Here is a 17,416-nt window from a genome sequence, read left to right on the forward strand (position 1 = left end):
AAGATGAATAATCAAATCTAAGCTGTGACAACCTAGTAGGTTGGTAGGGGATTCACTGGCATTGCGACTGCAGTCGACGGGTAGGCAATGGTCGGTTGCATGGCGACAGGGCCGTTGCTCACGGGGACACCGGCAGGAACGGCTGCGGTGGTTGCTCCGTAAGAGTTGTAGAATCCGGTTTGTGTATAGCCTGGAGCCGCCGCTGTCGGATAGCCGCCAGGTGCAGCACCAACGCCGCAAGCACCGGTCGAACATCCACCACCGGCAGGTGGATAGTAGGCGCCGTAACCACCTCCGGAATGGCAGCAGCCAACAAGACCAAGGGAAACAGCGGCGATGATCAGGCTAGCGATCGTTTTCATGTCATCTTCCTTGCTACAAGAGAGCAGACGTGTCGAGAGAGAGGGACTAGCAATTCGAATGCTACCGAGAGTTAGGCAGCAGGATGTGTCTTTGATGTCGTCGAGTCGGTTGCAGCGAGCGCTGCCACGGGACTTTTTACTGGAGTGAGGGATTGAACTCCGTCGGGCCACCATGATGTGAACCCGGCGGGGTGACGCTTGGATTGTTGTTCAAACACCAAGCCATCGAGTCGAACTTTCTTGGAATTGGCATCGAGTGGAACACTCGCCACATGACCGCCCCGCCATAGTTCAATCGCAGCGGTGAAGTCGTCTGGTAGATTCTCTGCGTGAATCCGATAGTGGCCTGCGTTTTGGACCACTCGTAATTGAATGCGACTTCGATGTCGCCACCAGCGTGAAAATTCTCGTTGATCCGTCTGCCACATGAAGGGGTACGATCCGATGTTCGGCGTTTCCCACACGTCGCTTTCATCGTAGACCGCTGATGTTTCGAGCATCATCGGGAGACCCGCGCGGTACCGTCGTGTAATCCGCTCGGAGAGTTTGGCTCCCGAGTGGTCTCCAAGTGCTTGACTCCGAGGAATCGTCAGCGGGATCGGTTCACTGCCTGGGATTTCCCCATCGATGCACAAAACACAGCGGTAAGGAAATGGATAGTCGGCAATTCGAGCCCAGAGTCCGTTGTTGCGTTCGATGACGTTTTTTAAACGATCGAGGAACGTCGATCGGGCGGGATTGTCTGGTCCGTGATTGGTGATAATCGTTGATAACGTCGGATTCGCGAACGGTCCCGCGGCTGCACCGGTGGGAGCGTCGTAAATCAATGGGGCGATATCAACGCGAGTAATTCCGTAGCGTTGACAAAGTTGGGTATCTGGTTTTTGTGCAGAACGCCCGGAGTGATACAGCACGAATCGTCCCGGTGGGAACGGTGCATCTTTGCCGGTGACAAGTGCGAGCGGAGATCGCGGTCGCGCTGCTGCTTCCGGCGACCAGGCGGTCACGGGAATTCCAGCTTGCGTAAGCCAATCGGCTACTCGGCCGGAGACTCCGGCGAGCATCAATGGCAACTGAAGCTGTGCGTTTCGTGCAGCCATGGTTCGTGTGATCGAGCAAACATTGAGAGTGTTGAGAGGCTCCGTTTGAGCGGGCGGAACGATACGTGACGAATCGCGAATCGTCAACACGACTTCGCCGAAGACTTGAGTCTTTTTTGGTAAATTCTGCGAACCCAGTTTGAGAAATTGCCGATAGATTCGGTGGCGTATGAGGTTACGACTTTGCAAATAGTTCGTTGCAAGTTTTGCAAAGTGAGAGACCGCGAATTTTGGAGAATTAAGGTTGTCCTTAGAAACCCCGGATGGATATACTCCGCCTCCCGTGAGAAGCGGATTGGCAAGGAATGACTAATTCCGTTTCTCGATTTTTGGACCGAAGTCCCGCACTTGATTTCGATCCAAACGACCCGCAACGCAAGGAGGCATGGCGTGGAAACGATTCTCATTACCGGCGCGAATACATTAGTCGGCGCGAATCTCGTGGCGGAATTGTCGGCGTCTTATCAGGTGTTCGGCGTGAATGCCGATGCTTCACCTGCCGAATCTCTGGCGACCTATCAGCCCACCGTTGTGATTCATTGTGGCCCGGTTAGCGATGGCTGTTGGGCGTCTAACGGTGTGGCCGATCAAACCGCTTGTGATTGGGCGACGGCCGCCGAGTCGGCAGGTTGTCGGTTTGCATTGATTTCCTCAGACGCCGTATTCAGTGGCCCGTGGATGTTCCACGAAGAAGACTGCCCTGCTGTGTGCGACAGTTCTGAAGCCAAGCAGATTCGTGCAATCGAGCAAAGTGTGATGGCGGCCCATGCGAACGCACTTGTCGTGCGGACACACGCCTTTGGTTGGAGTCCGACTGGCGAAGGTTGGTTGGAGAACGGTTTGGCTGTGTTGGAGTCGAAGAAGGCGATTGCCGCCGACACCACACGTCATGCGACGCCGATTCTCGCCACCGAGTTGGCGGCACTCGTCATGCAAGCGATTGAAAACAACCTGACCGGCCCCTGCCATATCGCAGGTTCAGAGCGTGTCAATCCGACGCAATTCTGGCAGCAAGTGGCCCGAGAATTTGGGATTGGTTCGGTGACCGCAGAAATGGCCACCGCAACCGAGCAGCCATCACGTGGCTTCGGACGCGGTGAAACCAGTCTCGACTGTCAACGCATTCGGCAAGAATGCGGCGGGAGTTTGCCGATGCTCTCCGAAAGTTTGCGAGCACTTCACGAACAAACGGAAAATGGTTTCCGCGATCAATTGCAATCGTCTGCGAAAGAGATGTTGCCGGTCGCTGCGTAAGGTGCGGCCGCGTTGTCTCAACGAAATCCATCAAAGAAATCGAGGATAGCCAAGACGGTTCGGCCATCCTCGATTTTTGATTCATGCCATGCGTTATGTCAGCGGTTTGCTCGTTGACTACGAACGTTCGGCACTGGCAAAGCCAATGATACCCGTTGCCCATGCTGCGAAATTGGCACGCATGATATGGGATCGAAGATGGCTTCTTGACGATCGATATCAATCGGCCATCCTCAATGTGAAGGGCACGCGACGTTCCAGTCGTTGACTGAAACCTCCATCTGCGCAGGTCGCGGTTCGACTAAAAATCGTCACCGATGAGTTTGCCGTCGGAACGGTGGCCGAGGCTTTGGAGAACCCCCGGTTCGATGTTTTCACTAAGGAAGCGAACCGAACCATCACCGAGGGCAAACTGAGCACCACCGGCGTGGGCACTGCCGAAACCACCGACGGCTAACGGATCACCGGCAACAAAATTCGCGGGTGGATTCGGGTTGAAGTTGTTGAAGTCGCGATCGCTGTTGAAGCTGCTCGTGTTCCGCAAGCTGGATCGCGTTCCCGATGCCCAACCAAGATCGTCCGGCTCGACGAACTTCTCGCCGACGAAAATCGTGTTGGAACTGCCATCGAGAATGTCCTCGTAACGAATGTCGCTGTTGAGGAACATCACGCCTGTGTTCTCGGTGTCGATTGGGTCTTCGGTCGAGTTATGACAGGCAGCGTAGGTTGTCATTGCGATTTGGAAAGTAGGGTTCATCGGGAGCCCAACTTCATCGACGGCGTCATCCGTATCGTCTCGGACACGTCGATCAGGACTGGACGGGCAGAAAAATGCACTGACCGTCATGGCTCGGACTTCCGCGTTTTCTGGGGCGTAGACGCTCTTCGAGAAGTCGACTTGGCGAAACGCCTGGCCCTGTTCGATGTGCGGTAGAAGTTGCACCATCCAACTCATGTGGTAGCCCTCGGGCACGGAACGGATCGGGCCGGTCGGGTTGACCACACCAGGCGGAAGCACTTCGTGCATGTGCTCGTAGTTCAGCAAGGCCAACCCAAGCTGCGCGAGATTGTTCTTGCATTGGGTGCGACGGGCAGCTTCCCGGGCCTGTTGTACGGCGGGCAGCAGAAGGGCAATAAGAATTGCGATGATGGCAATCACCACCAGCAGTTCAATCAATGTGAACCCACGCGGGCGGTTTGATGAGCGATGCGGGGGAATCTGTCTCATGAATATTCTCCAGAAAGTTGAGTCTTAAGATTTCGGTTTCTCGGCAACCGCTGCTGGGGAGCCGTTTGTTGAGGGAACAGATACGGTGATGGTTTTCGAGCGGCGAACCGCAGCCACCGATCCTGCGGGATACAGTGTCGTGACCGTGACTTGCGATCGATCATCTGCAGACACGCTGATCGTGACTTCGCCGGTTTCGAAACCGTTCAAGTGTTCGGCGGCAACAGTCCATGTTTCGCCTTCGTAATTGGGATTTGTACGGAGATGGTAAACCGCTCGGGATACGCCGGCTTCCGTCAACCATGCGGCTTGTTCGATTTGCAGTTCCTTCCGCTGTTGCGATCGATTGGCGAACGTCATCTTCGCCAAATTCATTACGAGAAAACTGGCCAGCATGAGACAGATCATCGCAATGACGACAACACTACCACGACGGGGCAAAGTTTGTTTTCGTACGAGTTTCATGGAGTTTCCTCCTCGTCGTTGGTCGACGGTGCGAACCGATTGTCTCGACCGATGGCAGCTTTGATCTGGTACTCGCGGTGAGGTTGATCGACCGTCGCTGCTCCTTTGCTCGCCGGGCCCGATGGACGTCGCACGGTGAGTGTGGCAAGTGGTCGCGTGTCGGTTTGGTCCAAATTCATCAAGACGATCGTGCCCTCAGGAAGTCGAAATTGGTCGGACCGGAGATTCTCGCCGTCACTTTGAACGGTGCGAGTCAAACGATCGTCGGCAAAGTTCCACACCACTGATTCGGAAGACGTGGCATGAAAGAGGATTCCCGTGGTGACGTTGTCGTCTTGCATCAGTTCCGCGTTGGTTGCGGTGTGCGAATCTTGGCGGAACTCGTCGGTTAAGCGGCGTTCACTGCCGGACGTTTGCAATGTCTTCGAGATCGACTTCTCGACGCGAAACAAACACACGATCATCGAGATTGCCACCGCCGCAATGACCGAACCAACGCTGACGGCGATCAATACTTCAACGAGCATGGAACCGCTACGGTTTGTGGGCAATTTGCGGATCATGGTTCGTCTCCTGTGGGATAGACCCATGTCGTTAAGCCGACGGGAGCCGACCGTTTGTCGTTAGTGCCCTGCCAGCTCAATTGCACGCGAATGCGTTTCGCATCGCCCTCCGGTTCCACGAGGACTTGCAGTTCGGCTTCGGGGAGTTGTTGGGCGATTGCATCCGGTAGCGAGATGTTACCCGCCGATTCCGGTGTGATCTCGTCCCAGGGTTGGAGTGTGATTTCTTCGAGAATGTTGGCGGCGGTTGTCAACGCTTCGGTTTGCCGATCGTTTTGACGACTCGTCACCATCGCAATTCGCAAGACGGGAGCTGCGATCAGGAACATCGTGCTGAGCAGGATCGCTGCCATCAACAGTTCCACAATCCCTAGCCCACGACGCGACGAATGGTGACAACGCGAATGGCGGTTACGCTGCAAAGGTTTGTGTGGCGTGACCAAGTCGAAATGGGGATGCCACCCCGATGTCGTCGCTGCGACATTCGACATGGGTTTGAAAAAACGGGACAAAATTCGATTCCTCATTTCAGGATTCGATCGATTACGAAAGGTCATTGAGCAATTTTACCAACGGCATAAACAGACTGATCACGAGGAAGCCCACGAACACTCCGATGGCGAGCAGAACGAAAGGTCGCACAAGTTCGAGCAGAATTTCCCAGCGATTGCCTCGTCGTTCTTCCATGCGGGTGGCGATTTCCTCCAAGGCCCACGGCAGATTTCCGACACGTTCGGCGGCATGCAAAATGCGGGCTTCGCGAAGCGTTAAAAATCCTTCGTCCACAAATGCCAGCCAGACATCGTTGCCCCTCTCGGCTGCTTGACGGATGGCAAGCACTCGGTTCGAGAACCGCGAACTGCCGCTGGGTCTTCCGAGTGTTCCCAGCACACCCGCCAACGGTCTGCCGGCGGACACGGTGTCACTCAGTACCCGTAGCATGGTGGGAGTCCGCGAACGTGTCGAACGGTAGCTGTCGATAAGCGGTACCCACAACCACGTGCGACGTAAAACCAACCAAGTTAGCAGGCAGACGACGAAGAGTACGATAGGAACATAAAAGTAATTGACGAAGGCGTCAGAAAGAGTGATCGAGATCTTTGTCATCGCCGGAAGTTCGGTCGCGAAGTCTTCGAAGATCTTTTTGAACTTCGGAATGATGGAGTGCATGATGAACCCCACCACGCTGACCATGACCAGCAGCAACATCGAGAGGTACAGGAAAAAACCGAGCCAGGAATTCCGTCGTTGTTCACGTTGCGTGAGTGCAATGGCTTGATGTTTCAGCGTCCTCCCGAGTGTGCCGGATTCGGCGCCTGCTTGGACGGCCAGTTGCACATCGCGGGGGAACAAGTTCGGCACTTGATCGAGGGCATCGGCGATCGGCATGCCATCGTCGAGGTAGTCCGCGAACAGTTCCGTCCGGCGACTCCACCGTGGAGCCGGCGAATCGGCAGCGACCGCTCGCACCGTGTCGGACAGTGGCATGTTTTGCTCGACCGCAGCAGAGAGCATCCACAGCAAACTACTTTGCCGACGCCGCCGCGAACGAACTAAGAACGGTTCGAACAAGTGAGATGGATTGAGACTCAGCCAGTAAAACATGAAAGGTGTCTTTACGGAATTGAATCGAAAGTTATCAACTCAAGTCATTGAGCAGTCTGAACAGCGGCAGGAACATCGCGATGACGAACCATGCGACAATCCAACCGGTGATCAGTATGACCACCGGTTCCAGAACGGGGGCCAATGCGAAGATTCGCACTTCCGAACGGTTCTCGTAGTCGTCGGCGAGTGCAGCTAATGTTTCACCAAGATTTGGACGACGTCCGACCGCGGTCAGCACTTGCATAAAGCTCGGCGGAAACCGAGACGCAATCGGAAACGGCAAATCATTCAAGCCGCGAGTTTCGAGCACGTCGGCCAGGCGGTCGGCGTCTTCCTCCAAGGCGGAATCGTTGGTCGCTTTTCCTGCCAAGCGGATCGCCGCCGGCAACGGCGTGTTGTTATCCACGAGCAAACTCAGCATCCGTGTGAAGCGGGCAAACGACATGTGTCGCAATGTCGGACCAATCACTGGGACCCATCCGAGAATCCGTCGTCGCCATGAGGCTGTCCACACGGTTCGCAGAATACGGACGCAGATGCCAATCAGCAAAACGAGACCCGAAAGGATGGCAATCCCGTAGTTTCTCACAAGGTCAGACAGGGCAAAGACGGCCATCGTCAACGATGGCAGCTCGATGCCGAAATCTTCAAAAATGTTTCGGAACTGTGGGATCAAAAAGATCAGAAGGACTAGCAGCACACCCAGACAAGCCATCCCGACGACACCGGCATAACCGATCGAGTACATCGCTTTGCGACGCAGTTCGACGGACCGGCGACTTTGCTTCACGTATTCCGTGAGGACTTCACCCAGACGATTGGAACGCACACCGACTTCCACTAAGGCCCGCAACTCACTTGGTGCTCCACGACCTTGCAGGGCTTCGTCGAGCGAGTCACCACGATCCAACCGCCTTGCCACGGTTTGCAAGGCCCGTTTGGTTCGGCCGCGTGGAATCTCTTCCGCCAACACCGCCAATCCCGACGCCAACGGCAAATCGGCAGCGGTCAGTTCCGCGAGGTGTTTACCGAGTTCAAAGTCCGTCTGCGAAGAGCGACCGAACGGCGGATCGTCATCGTCAGCCGTCTCTGAACGGTCGACCTGCGTGAGCGATTCCACGGTCCACCCCAACCCAGTGAGTTGTTGTCGGGCTTCGCCCTCGTCACGAGCCCGAATTCGCCCCGTGTTGTGGCCGCCATCGATGTCGATCGCTGTGTAATCAAATTCCGCCATGTGTCATCTCGTCACTTGTATATGCTCTCGACTGCCGGGGCACACTGTTTGTCCGTGCTAATCGTTTTCAGTTTTCGTTATGACAACATCTTCAAAAGTTGCGTGAATGGTCCGAAGACCGCGAGACAGTAAAACAGCGTGACTCCGCCGCCCAACACAATCGCTGCGATTGCGGGAAAGGCGATGCGAATCCATGCGATTTGGGATTCCGCGCGGCCGTAATACATCTCCTCCGCACTTTGCAACGACCGCACAAGTTGCGACTGCTCAACCGGTCGTGACAGGACCCAATGCAAGAATGGCGGCATGCCGGCATGACGAGCAGGTTTTCCACGCCCCAGGCGGATATCGTCGGCCAGCTGTTCACTCGCTTTCCGCAAGCGGGGGTCGGTCATGGCATCGGCCGCAAGAGTGAGGGCATCGGGTAACGGCACACCGTGTTCGATCATGATGCCCAGGAGATTCGCGAACCCCGCATATCCAAAATTCCGATTCACCGCCTTCACGCCCGGAATCCAGCCAAGCGGACGACTCAAACCTTGAAAGTGCAGCGAGCCGGACCGTTGAATCACGACCCACCACACAAAGATCAACAGAAACACAACCGGCCCGATCCACCACCACGCCGCCAGCGATTCGGATAGATCCACCAAGACGCTAAAGAACCCGCGTACGTCCCCGATGAACGATATGTAGGTCTCGTGCAGCATTCGCACTAAGATCGGAAGAATCAGTCCCACGAACAATCCATAAGCGGTCATGATCACGATCAACGGATACATGAGCGCGACAGCAATGCGGTGTCTGAGACGCCCCATTTCTTCCGCGTGTTCGGCGAGCGATTCCAACGCGACCGGCAACCGATTCGAACGCAAGCCCGCTTCCACGATTGCCCGATAACTCGTCGGCAACCGCTTGCCTTCCGCTGCAATCGCTTGCGGAAGCGACTCACCCTGCCCGAGTCGAGCTTCCACGCGTTCGGCCAACTGCACGACTTGTCCGCGTTGAGTGCGAGCGAATGTTCGCAGCCCGTCTTCCAACGGCACACCCGCCTTGACCAACGCGATAATTTCGTCGTTGAACGCGATCAACTCTTCGAGAGGAATCGCCCGCTCGTTGCCAGCCATCAGGTGTCCTTTGATCCAAAAACGCGAATGAATTCCGCGGGTGATGTGCGACCGTCGCGAACGGCATTCAGTCCCGACTCACGCAACGATTGCAACCCGTTCGCCTCCGCGACGCTTTCCAAGGTCCGGGAATCGACACGCGATGCCATCTCCGCACCCACGCCGTGTCGTTCGGGGGCTAAAAACTCCGTGACAATGAACCGCCCGACGTAACCGGTACCGCGACATTCTTCACAACCCACCGGTCGCCGCACCGTCTCGACGGGCAAACCAAGTCGGTCGGCAACGTCACGAGACTGCTCTGCACATTCGCAGAGTTTTCGCATCAATCTCTGACAGATCACCGCCAACAACCCGCTGCGTAGCAGATACGGTTCAATGTCCATATCTAACAGCCGACCAATGGACCGAGCCGCACTCCCGGCGTGAAATGTCGTCAGGACCAGATGCCCCGTGAGTGATGCTTGAAACACAGTCTCCGCCGTTTCGCGGTCACGGATTTCCCCGACGAGCAGCATGTCCGGGTCTTGTCGCAAAACGCTTTTGAGTCCCGTTGCCAAGTCGAAACCCGCGGAGGGATTGACCTGCGTCTGGTCCGCACCGGGAACGACAACTTCGATCGGGTCTTCCAACGTGACCACACTCCGTCGGCCTTCCGATGTCGCGATGATCTCTCGCAAGGCTGCGTAGGCGGTTGTGGTTTTTCCGCTGCCGGCCGGTCCCGTAAGGAGAATCACGCCATCGGATTGACCGAGCAATTGACCGAGTTCACTGACGACATTCGTCGGCAAACCGAGTTCGTCTAGCCGCCGATACCGCCCTGCTCCCACGAACAACCGAATCACTGCTTTCTCACCGAACAGCGTTGGAAACGTGCTCAGTCGGGTTTCGGTATCGGAACCGGCGGTCGGGAGTTTTTCGGTGTCTTCGCCATCACGCCACGGACGAATCCGGCCTTCCTGTGGTGTTTCTGTACGATACGTGAGCAAGTCCGCGAGCACTTTCAACCGAGCAATGACTTGTGGACCGGCTTGCCGAGGAAACTCACACACCCGCTGCAACACGCCGTCAAGCCGCCATTTCATTTCGAGTGCGTCTGCGGTCGGGACTAAGTGAATGTCGCTCGCCCCGGCCGTTCGCGCTTCGGTCAACACCGTCTCGACGAGCCGAGGCACATCGACGGGCAACGAACGAAAAGCAGCAAACGCATCCGCAAGCGACATGGATTCTTGATTCTTTCGTAGTGTGATCGCAACTCTAAAGATCTGAAAGTTCGTGTGCCACTGGCAATGTCAGTGCGGTTCACCTTTTAGGAACCGATCACAGAACACTGGCAAAGCCAGTGGCACACGACTGAACCGGCAGATCAGACAATCCGATATTCAGACAGACCGCCCCACGACGGGGATTTGTTTAGCGGATTTCACGGAATCTTTCTGTTATCGTGTCTCTCCGACTCTTGTCTCTGGCCCCTTGCCCCTGACCCCACCCATGCGGACTGTTCATTTCATTACGCGATTGATCATCGGCGGTGCTCAGGAGAACACGCTGCTGACGGTCGAAGATCAATTCCGCGATTACGGAGATGAGGTTACGCTTGTCACCGGTCCCGGATTGGGGCCCGAGGGAAGTTTGATCGAGCGAGCCGAACGCGGCGGATTCGATTTGCGGATCATTCCGCAGTTGGTGCGAAACATTCGGCCACGAGCGGATTGGCAAAGTTATCGCGAGTTCATCCGTTTGTTGCGGGAGATCAAGCCGGAAGTCGTGCATACACACAGTTCGAAAGCCGGGATTCTCGGGCGGATGGCGGCGGCGAAACTTGGTATTCCGGTTGTGCACACGATCCACGGAGCGGCGTTTCATCCGTATCAGAATCCAGTCGTCAATCGCGTCTACACCGGTCTGGAACGCCGTGCGGCCAAGCAGTCGGCGAAGATTATTTCCGTCTGCGATGCGATGACGAACCACTACCTCGCCGCGGGCGTCGGGCGACCGGAACAGTACGTCACCATTTATAGTGGCATGGAAGTCGAACCGTTTCTCACGCCGCCGAAACCACGGGAGCAAGTCCGAGCGGAACTTGGTTTCGGTCCCGACGACGTGGTCGTCGGCAAGATCGCAAGGTTGTTTCATCTCAAAGGACATGACGATGTCGTCGCGGCCGCCGCGAAAGTTTGCGGTCAGTTTCCGCAGTTGAAATTTCTGTTCGTCGGTGATGGAATCTTGCAGGACGAGATCCGTCAGCAAATCGCGGCCGCTGGCTTGACGGATCGGTTCGTGTTCACCGGGTTAGTGCCACCGGATCGGGTACCGGAGTTGATTCACGCGATGGACATCGCCGTGCATGCCAGTCTGCGAGAAGGACTCGCGCGGGTGTTGCCACAGGCATTGATCGCGGGCAAGCCGGTGATCACGTATGATATCGACGGCGCCCGCGAAGTCGCGATCCCCGGCGAAACCGGTTATCTGTTGCCGCCGCGTTCGGTCGACGGCATCGCCAATGCCCTAACCGAACTCGTCGAGCAACCGGAGTTAAGATCACACCTCGGCCAAACCGGTCGCGAACGGTTCACCGAACAGTTTCGACATGAAACTATGACACGCCGGATACGAGAGGTGTACGCCGAGGTCTTGCATCTTTCAGTCGGTAAGTCATTGCCTTGATCCACCGCTGATGGGAGTCGAGCACCATGAAAAAAACAAAACTTGTTGCCTGGCTCATCAATTCTGGAATCGTCGTTTTACTGTGTTGGTGGGTCTGGAATAGCTCAGCGATTTGCGCAGCATTCCGATTGAGTCGTGGAGATGCAACCGTTAGTTCTGGCGTTAAAGGCGGTTATTTCTTAACAATTCCGAATTATATCGACTTGGCCACATATCTTAGGCAACACGATTCTGATATCCGAATCCTAGCATCTCATAATCGACCAATGACAATAACACTCAAACACACAACAACTGACAGGGATGGTTTTGAATCGTTGTTGAGATTGAAAGGTAATATCATCCTCAGTATAGAGAGCAGTTTGCTCGACAGTGATCAACTTCGTGAACTCAGAGAACAAAAGAATCTTTGGTCCGTGTCAGCAGATTGAGGCTGGACCTACTTCGCTAGGAAACACCATGTTCGATTTACAAGCAATCCAAACCGCGTTGCGGGAGTTTGGGTTGGACGGTTGGTTTTTGTATGACTTTCGCGGGTCGAATGTGTTGGCCGGGCGAGTGTTGAAGTTGGATCCATCACAGATGGGGTCGCGACGGTGGGCGTATTGCATTCCGGCGAACGGGGAACCGAAGAAACTCACGCACCGCATTGAATCGGGGGCGCTCGATCATTTGCCGGGGGCGAACACGATTTATCTTTCGTGGCAAGAATTCGAAGCCGGCATCGCTCATTTGCTCGACGGAATGAAAAAAGTCGCAGTGGAGTATTCGGAACGCGGTGGCAATCCGTATGTGTCTAAGATTGATGCGGGCACGTTGGAACTCGTGCGGGAGTGCGGCGTCGAACCGGTGTCGTCGGGAAACTTGATTCAACTCTTCGAAGCCGTGTTGTCACCGCGTCAGCAACAGTTGCACCTTGATGCCGCGAAAGTGACGGACTCCGCGTTCACAAAGGCGTGGCAGTTCATTCGCGATGGCGTGCAAAACGGCGGCAGTGTGACGGAGAAAGCCGTCGAACAGGTCATCATGGATCATTTCGCTGCGAACGGGATGACCACCTATCACCCGCCGATTGTCGGCGTCGGTTCGCACAGCGGTCTGCCACACTATGAGACTGGCAGCGGTGAGGACACGAACATCCGCGAAGGCAGTTTTGTGTTGGTCGATTTGTGGTGTAAACATGACGATCCCGATGGCATCTACAGCGATCTCACTCGCACCGGTTTCGTCGGCACGGAAGTCCCGCAGAAATATACGGACATCTTCAACATCGTCGCGGCGGCCCGAGATGCAGCGGTGGAGTGCGTGCGGAGTGCGTTCGCCAGTGGCGAGGAACTGCCCGGTTGGAAAGTCGATGCGGCCTGTCGAAAAGTCATCGAGGACGCGGGATACGGCAAAGAGTTCGGACACCGCACCGGGCACAACATCGGTCGGGAAGTCCACGGCAACGGGGCTCACATGGACAACCTCGAAACTCGCGAAGATCGCTCCGTGATGCGGAACACGTTGTTCTCCGTCGAACCCGGAATTTATCTGCCGGAATTCGGTGTCCGGAGCGAGATCAATGTGCTCATTGAAGACGACGGCACCGTCCGCGTGACCGGTGGGATCGGGAACGCAGAACCACAAACGGAAGTGATTCCGATTTTGAAGACGTAGAGCATCGTGGGTGAGTCGAGTCTCTACTCTCTACCCACCACCCTCTACTTAGTACAGCATTCCCCGTTCTTCTTCCGCAACACGTTCGCGTTGAATCGGCTCACGCGGAACCGTTTCTGGTGGCTGGGGCACAATCGGGTCGGGTTGGAAGATGTCGCCGGTTTTCGGAGTGAGTTCTTCGTCGGCTTGCATGCGGTCGGCGTGCATGTGTTTGGTTCGCAGTCGGTCATACGGATCGACAACCAACCCTGCGTCGATCAGCGTCAGCCAAGTCAATAATGCCAGGAAACCGAAGCAGCCGATGTTTGCATGGGCGGCTTTGCCAAAGACTTTGAGCGCACTTCCGGCGGACTTCTTCAACTTCAGTCGCACGCCGGACCATTGCACGCTGTAGAGTTCATCGAGAATTAGGTGTGAGAGAAACCCGACGGCCACTCCTCCTGCCATCAGAAGTTTGACGGACTTCGCCTCGCTGAGATACCCGAGGTACACCAACTCTGCCGAGATGAATAACGCCGGGATGCTGTGGAACATGCCCCGATGGACCGACAGTCGGCGAATCAAAGTGGCCCCGCCGTAGCGGATAATTGCGTACAGCACGACCGCGACCAAAATGGCGGCATCGACGGACCCGAACGAACGGACCAGACGACGAATCACAATCATCGGCACAACCGCCCCGACGAGTGCCGAGATTTCACGCACCGGACGTCCGCCGTCGGCGTCCAAGTCCGGCAGCATTCCGCCGACCCATGTCAAGACGCCAGCGAGCGCCGCCTGTACGGGCGTAAATCCCAGTCCGAATGTCGCCGCCGCTCCGTAGGCGATGCCACAAAGTCCGCTGACGCTAATATGTTCGCGATAACCCGCCATCCAGAATCCCTCCCGGGCGGGACGATATCACGACCGCCACCAAGCGACAATGGCGTTTCTGCCCTCCGGAATGCATGTGATTCAACTTCAATACAAATCGGCAAAGTCGGTTTATTTTGCTAAAAGTGTTGGGAATATGCACATTCTACGCGAAAGGGGAAGCGGTCGTAACTGGCGTTGAGTTTTTGCATTGTGACGGAAACATGCCCCTTGCTTGCCCTTCGACATGGTTTAGAATGAAGGTAGAAAGGGTGAGAAACCCCTACCGTTCCCATTCCGTCCGGGAGAAGAGTCGTCCCGGTCCGATGCCGCAACCAGTCGTCTGCGGACACGGAAAATTGAGTCGTCAGCCGGCGGAGACTTGTCGATTATGCCTAAAAAGTATCACAGCCTTGAAGAAGCCGCTCAGATGGTCGGCGTTAGCGCAGACGAACTGATGAAGCTCAAGGAAGCGGGCGAAATTCGTGGCTTTGCCGATCGAGGCACTTGGAAATTCCGCGAAGACGATTTGGAAGAACTCAAGCGGAGTCGCAATTTCGATTCGAATCCGGATGTGCCGATCCTGACCGATGACGATCTCGAAACCGAGGAAGATCGTTCGGTTTTGGCGGGTGAGGAAGATTCGCTCGGTGAGATGCCCACGGTCATTCGTGGCGAAGCTCCGACGATGAGCGAACATAAGTCCGACAGTGATGTCCGGTTGATCTCCGATGACGACCTCACTACCGACAGCGGTCCCGGCGATACGCCCGTGACCGACGACTCCGACAGTGACGTGCAGTTGTACGATTCATCGCCATCACTGGTCGATGACGACGACAGCGATAGCGACAGCGATGTCGGTCTGATGGGTGGCACGGAAAGCGACTTGCGGCTGATCGATGACGATAGCGACAGCGATGTGCAGTTGCTCGACGCCGGTCACAGTGACGATGCCACTCTTGTGAGCCCCGACGAACACACCGACAGCGACGTACGACTCATCGATCTCGATAGCGACAGCGATGTGGCGTTGGTTCCGGACGGCAGTTCCGGTTCCGCGTCAATCGAAGCCTCCGTATTCGATGACGAAGAAAGTGGCGTATTCGATGACGAAGAAAGTGGTGTTTCGCTGGGCGAAGGCAGTAGCATCAAACTTGCCAGCGAAAGCGGTATTTCCCTGGAGAGTCTTGATAGTGGCATCGACCCTGATCGCGCAGATAGCGATTTGGGCAACAGCGGAATGTTGATGGGCGGCGACGAGGACGACGACAGCGGATTGACGCTAGAAGTCGACGATAGCGGGATTGCTCTCGAAGGTTGGGACGACAGCGGAATTACGCTCGAAGGCGACGACGATGCGTTCGTCTTGGGTGATGACGACGACAGTAGTTTCGCCGGTCCTTCCGATAGCGGGATCGCGTTGGAGAGCCTCGAAGACAGCGGCATCGGCCTGGAAAGTGGCTCGGTCGACATGGGTCGCACGATGCCCATGATGGATGCCCAAAACGACCTCGATCGCGACGATACCGCAATGGAAGTTCCCGTTTTGGGCGGGGAAAGCGAATACGAACTCGCGACGACGGGTTCCGACGACAACGTCTTGATGTTCGATGACGAGTCGGACTTCAACGAAGATGAAGCCACCGTCGTCCGCAAAGATGCGAAATCCAGTGAGGAATTCGATCTGACTGGCGGCGACGATTTCGACATGGAAGACGACTTCGACGACGATTTCGGTTCCGAAGATGAAATCGCAACTGCAGCCGATGAAGACGAAGACGCCTTCGCCACGGCCGACATGGGCTTCGATGAAGCCGACGACGATCTCGACCCCTACGATGACGACTTCGACAGCGACTACGACGAAGGCGAAAGCCACGCCGACTTCTCCCCCGGAGCGGCCGGCGGCGGTCAGCAAATGGTCGTGGCGGCACCCGAAGCGGAATGGGGCGGCGGAGCTTTTGCCGGTCTCGCAATTTCGACCGTCCTTATGACCGTCTGTGCTCTGATGATGTTCGACCTCGTCAAATCCATGTGGTCCTGGCAAGAACCCTCCGGCTTCAACAGCACCCTACTCGGCATCGTCAAGGACATGATCAAGTAGACGACGATCGACAAAATCCATCGAAACCGCCCGTATGGTCAAACATCATACGGGCGGTTTTTTGCGTTGGTCACAATCCAACGAGATTTTGGACGCAGATATGAGCATCTGGTTGCTAGCAACAGTTTGCACTCTCGTTTGGTTCTTGTGGGTTTTGGGAAGTGTCTTGTCGCTCCATGCCGATCAGCTCGAAAACAAACGACCGGAAGACGCGGGCGTCAGTATCGCACCTATCATCCCGTGCTTTCCCATCGCAGCTGTTCTTTTCGCGATGTTGATTGACCTAGTGATTGCCCCCTGGGGTACCCGAGTTATCGCGACGTTGCATGGATTGATCGCGGTTGCGTTTCTGGTCGGAATCGTAAACGTTATTCGACGTATTCGCTCTCACCAAAGATAAGGGCGAGACCCATCAGTTGATTGATCTTGTTTGCAACCCATGCTACGACTTGTCCTAGCCTATATAAGCCGAGGATTTCCAGGACCTTGCCCGATGAACTCGGATTCGCCCGTCCAAAAACGGATCACTTCGCTATACCAGTATCGAGTCTGAATCCCGAAGTGCTTTTCGAACAAGGTCTGTTGGTCCGTTAGCTGCCCGCTGTAGTACCAGAGGTCTTCGAGCAACCCTACTGTGATTGCTTCTGATGCTGCATACGTCCCGTTCTCTAGGATTCTTTCAACGACAGCGAAAATCTCTTTGAGCTCTTGTGTGTTCTGCGAACTCTCGGGAGATGCAATGTGTTTAGCTAACTCTGCCAAGTCACAATAGAGAAGCTGTTCCTCGCCATCTTCATACTCTTCCGCCACATAGGTTGTCCATCTCTCTTTGAAAGAGTTGGCTACACTTAGCAGCAATGGCATGATCTCTTGGGGCTCAATTGACCGATGCTTTCTATTGGAGCGATTGCTATGAATTCTCGACCAAAGAATTCGAAATGGTGTAATGAGCTTTTGGCGATCAAACATGTCATTCAGTATAACGGTTCGGTTCGGCTGGGTCGCGACTTAGCTTTCGTTTGACCACATAAAATCAAAGCTGAGACATGTTCTAGCTTACGCAAACGAACCTTGCCTCATCCTAGCCTAGACGGATTCAACCAGCGTATCGTCGACTCCATGCACCCACCTGTGAAACCTATCATTGGGCCGGGAAGTAATGTCGCTGTTTCAAATGGCCATCCATTCTT

The 17,416-nt window shown here is 55.4% G+C and carries 17 protein-coding genes; 5 read left to right on the top strand and 12 right to left on the bottom strand.

Annotated features, from left to right (window positions below; translation table 11 throughout):
• Nucleotides 1–32 precede the first annotated feature (32 nt).
• Nucleotides 33–362, bottom strand: a complete 330-nt coding sequence (locus AC5DDB_RS16400; protein ID WP_491740821.1) for a hypothetical protein — start codon at nucleotides 360–362, stop codon at nucleotides 33–35.
• 71 nt (nucleotides 363–433) lie between these two features.
• A complete protein-coding gene (locus AC5DDB_RS16405; protein WP_491740822.1) occupies nucleotides 434–1,462 on the bottom strand; it encodes a hypothetical protein in 1,029 nt (342 codons plus the stop codon).
• Nucleotides 1,463–1,852: 390 nt separating this feature from the next.
• Here AC5DDB_RS16405 and AC5DDB_RS16410 point away from each other — a divergent pair, with 390 nt between their 5' ends.
• The gene (locus AC5DDB_RS16410; protein WP_491740823.1) at nucleotides 1,853–2,716 is read left to right on the top strand and encodes a sugar nucleotide-binding protein; all 864 of its coding nucleotides are present in this window, start codon (nucleotides 1,853–1,855) and stop codon (nucleotides 2,714–2,716) included.
• A gap of 301 nt (nucleotides 2,717–3,017) precedes the next feature.
• Here AC5DDB_RS16410 and AC5DDB_RS16415 read toward each other — a convergent pair whose 3' ends face one another.
• The 8 genes from AC5DDB_RS16415 to AC5DDB_RS16450 form a co-directional block, all read right to left on the bottom strand.
• Nucleotides 3,018–3,944, bottom strand: a complete 927-nt coding sequence (locus AC5DDB_RS16415; RefSeq protein ID WP_491740824.1) for a DUF1559 domain-containing protein — start codon at nucleotides 3,942–3,944, stop codon at nucleotides 3,018–3,020.
• Between the two features lie 24 nt (nucleotides 3,945–3,968).
• A complete protein-coding gene (locus tag AC5DDB_RS16420; protein WP_491740825.1) occupies nucleotides 3,969–4,409 on the bottom strand; it encodes a hypothetical protein in 441 nt (146 codons plus the stop codon).
• A complete protein-coding gene (locus AC5DDB_RS16425) occupies nucleotides 4,406–4,972 on the bottom strand; it encodes a hypothetical protein (RefSeq protein WP_491740826.1) in 567 nt (188 codons plus the stop codon). Before AC5DDB_RS16425 ends, AC5DDB_RS16420 begins: the two co-directional genes overlap by 4 nt.
• Nucleotides 4,969–5,484 carry a type IV pilus modification PilV family protein gene (locus tag AC5DDB_RS16430; protein WP_491740827.1) on the bottom strand — a complete coding sequence of 172 codons (516 nt, stop codon included), beginning with the start codon at nucleotides 5,482–5,484 and terminating at the stop codon, nucleotides 4,969–4,971. Before AC5DDB_RS16430 ends, AC5DDB_RS16425 begins: the two co-directional genes overlap by 4 nt.
• A gap of 31 nt (nucleotides 5,485–5,515) precedes the next feature.
• Nucleotides 5,516–6,577 (bottom strand): type II secretion system F family protein, encoded by a 1,062-nt coding sequence (locus AC5DDB_RS16435; RefSeq protein ID WP_491740828.1) that lies wholly within the window; start codon nucleotides 6,575–6,577, stop codon nucleotides 5,516–5,518.
• A 34-nt stretch (nucleotides 6,578–6,611) separates the two neighbouring features.
• Nucleotides 6,612–7,814 carry a type II secretion system F family protein gene (locus tag AC5DDB_RS16440; protein WP_491740829.1) on the bottom strand — a complete coding sequence of 401 codons (1,203 nt, stop codon included), beginning with the start codon at nucleotides 7,812–7,814 and terminating at the stop codon, nucleotides 6,612–6,614.
• 77 nt (nucleotides 7,815–7,891) lie between these two features.
• Entirely contained in the window at nucleotides 7,892–8,941 is a 1,050-nt protein-coding gene (locus AC5DDB_RS16445; protein WP_491740830.1) for a type II secretion system F family protein, read from the bottom strand.
• Complete coding sequence (locus AC5DDB_RS16450) at nucleotides 8,941–10,164, bottom strand: GspE/PulE family protein (RefSeq protein ID WP_491740831.1); 1,224 nt, start codon at nucleotides 10,162–10,164, stop codon at nucleotides 8,941–8,943. Before AC5DDB_RS16450 ends, AC5DDB_RS16445 begins: the two co-directional genes overlap by 1 nt.
• 268 nt (nucleotides 10,165–10,432) lie before the next feature.
• Between AC5DDB_RS16450 and AC5DDB_RS16455 the strand changes: the two genes are divergently transcribed.
• The 3 genes from AC5DDB_RS16455 to AC5DDB_RS16465 are packed head-to-tail and all read left to right on the top strand — an operon-like array spanning nucleotide 10,433 to nucleotide 13,267.
• Nucleotides 10,433–11,608: a glycosyltransferase family 4 protein gene (locus AC5DDB_RS16455; RefSeq protein ID WP_491740832.1), complete on the top strand. Its 1,176-nt coding sequence runs from the start codon at nucleotides 10,433–10,435 to the stop codon at nucleotides 11,606–11,608.
• Nucleotides 11,609–11,634: 26 nt separating this feature from the next.
• Nucleotides 11,635–12,039, top strand: a complete 405-nt coding sequence (locus AC5DDB_RS16460) for a hypothetical protein (protein ID WP_491740833.1) — start codon at nucleotides 11,635–11,637, stop codon at nucleotides 12,037–12,039.
• A 28-nt stretch (nucleotides 12,040–12,067) separates the two neighbouring features.
• The gene (locus tag AC5DDB_RS16465; RefSeq protein WP_491740834.1) at nucleotides 12,068–13,267 is read left to right on the top strand and encodes a M24 family metallopeptidase; all 1,200 of its coding nucleotides are present in this window, start codon (nucleotides 12,068–12,070) and stop codon (nucleotides 13,265–13,267) included.
• A 48-nt stretch (nucleotides 13,268–13,315) separates the two neighbouring features.
• Here the strand turns inward: AC5DDB_RS16465 and AC5DDB_RS16470 are convergent, their stop codons facing one another.
• The gene (locus AC5DDB_RS16470) at nucleotides 13,316–14,140 is read right to left on the bottom strand and encodes a metal-dependent hydrolase (RefSeq protein WP_491740835.1); all 825 of its coding nucleotides are present in this window, start codon (nucleotides 14,138–14,140) and stop codon (nucleotides 13,316–13,318) included.
• A 370-nt stretch (nucleotides 14,141–14,510) separates the two neighbouring features.
• Here AC5DDB_RS16470 and AC5DDB_RS16475 point away from each other — a divergent pair, with 370 nt between their 5' ends.
• A complete protein-coding gene (locus tag AC5DDB_RS16475; protein WP_491740836.1) occupies nucleotides 14,511–16,226 on the top strand; it encodes a helix-turn-helix domain-containing protein in 1,716 nt (571 codons plus the stop codon).
• 459 nt (nucleotides 16,227–16,685) lie between these two features.
• Here the strand turns inward: AC5DDB_RS16475 and AC5DDB_RS16480 are convergent, their stop codons facing one another.
• On the bottom strand, nucleotides 16,686–17,090 hold the full coding sequence (locus AC5DDB_RS16480; RefSeq protein WP_491740837.1) for a DUF7674 family protein: 405 nt from the start codon (nucleotides 17,088–17,090) through the stop codon (nucleotides 16,686–16,688).
• Nucleotides 17,091–17,416: the final 326 nt, after the last annotated feature.

The sequence above is a fragment of the Thalassoroseus sp. genome, from assembly GCF_984380535.1.